General features: G+C 68.0%; 1 protein-coding gene and 1 pseudogene. Both read right to left on the bottom strand.

The window, feature by feature from the left end; all coding sequences use genetic code 11:
- The coding region (locus tag A5705_RS28990) for a PE family protein (protein WP_369829601.1) at nt 1-1,021 on the bottom strand (1,021 nt) is incomplete at its 3' end.
- A 212-nt stretch (nt 1,022-1,233) separates the two neighbouring features.
- Nucleotides 1,234-1,501, bottom strand: a pseudogene (locus A5705_RS15000) (ABC transporter family substrate-binding protein); the annotation flags it as partial.

Raw genomic sequence — 1,501 nt, forward strand, 5'->3', positions numbered from 1 at the left:
TCAGGCTGGTCACCAGCGCGCCGCCGGTCTGGGCCAATCCGGACAGCCCACTGCCTATATCCGCCGCCAGCGCCGCACCCAGCGGCCCCAGCCCCGACAGGCTGCCACCGAGGCCGGCCGACAACGCGGCGTTGAGCGAGGCGTTCAGCCCGGAAAGCCCGCCGCTCAGGCTGGCCGCGAGGCCGGGGAACGCCAGGCTCAGGCCGCCGATCAGGCCGGGCAGCCCGGCTCCGAGGTTCGCCACGAGCGTGTTACCCGCCTGGACCAGTCCCGACAGCCCATTGCCGAGGTCCGCGGACAACGCGGCACCGAGCGGCCCCAACCCCGCGAGGCTGGCGCCCAGGCTGCCCGACAGCGCGGCGTTCAGGGAGGCGTTCAGGCCGGAAAGCCCACCGCTCAGGCTGGCCTGCAGTCCGGGCAGCGCGGCGTTGAAGCCGCCCGCCAGGCCCGAAATACCGGTGCCGATGTTGGTGGCCAGCGCCCCGCCGGTCTGCGCCAACGCCGTCAGCCCGCCGTTCACGTCCGTCGCGATCGCCGCACCGAGCGGTGCGAGGCCTCCCAGATTGGCGCCGAGGCTGCCACCGAGGCTCCCCGACACCGCGGCATTGAGCGAGACGCCGAGCGCGTTGAGGTCGGCGCTCAGGCTCGCGCCCAGGCCGGCGAGCCCACCGCTGAGGTCGATGCCCAACGCGGGAACCGCGCTCGCCAGCGTCTGCACGACGTTTACTTCTGCGGCCGCATAGCTGGCCGCACCGCTCGTCAAACTTTGCACGAACTGCTGGTGGAATACCGCCGCCTGCGCGCTCAGTTGCTGGTAGCCCGCGGCGTGCGAGGAAAAGAGCGCGGCAATTTCCGCCGAAACCTCGTCCGCGGCCGCGGGCAGCAGCCCGGTGGTCGCCACGGCGGCCGCACTGTTGGCGGTGCCGATGAGGGAGCCGAGATTTGCCAAATTGCTTGCGGCGTCAGCGATTAGCTCTGGCGCAGCGATAAGAAACGACACTGAAGACCTCCCCGTCAGCACACGATGGTCGCTACCCCCCGTCGCCCGGTCGGGCGGGTATCGCGATAGCCGCAGCTTATCGAAATGGCGTCGTGAAAACGGTCGTTTGCAGTAACTCGGCCGAATGGCCGGCCGGTCAGATTAATCGTCATTAATTTGTTACTTGCGGTCCACGCGATCCACCGCGCGGCCATTTATAGAAAATGGTCGTTTTCAATTTTTGAAATGGATGGTTAGGGCCCGGTTTTTACCCATTGGCCGGCGTCGCCGACGATGCCGACCGGGACCGCGCCCGTGAGGCTGACGTTCTGCACGCTGGGACCGGCCGCGACGATCGTGGTGTCCTGCAGGATCGGCAACACCGTCGACATGTTCCACAGCCGCGGTTCGACCGCGGTGATCACGTCGCTGATGTTCTTGGTGCCGTTGAGCGCGGCGTCGATGTTGGACTGGACGCTGCGATCGCAAATCCCGGTGAGGTTCGACGGCGCCTGGACCAGC

Source organism: Mycobacterium sp. E787 (assembly GCF_001668725.1).
GTDB lineage: Bacteria > Actinomycetota > Actinomycetes > Mycobacteriales > Mycobacteriaceae > Mycobacterium.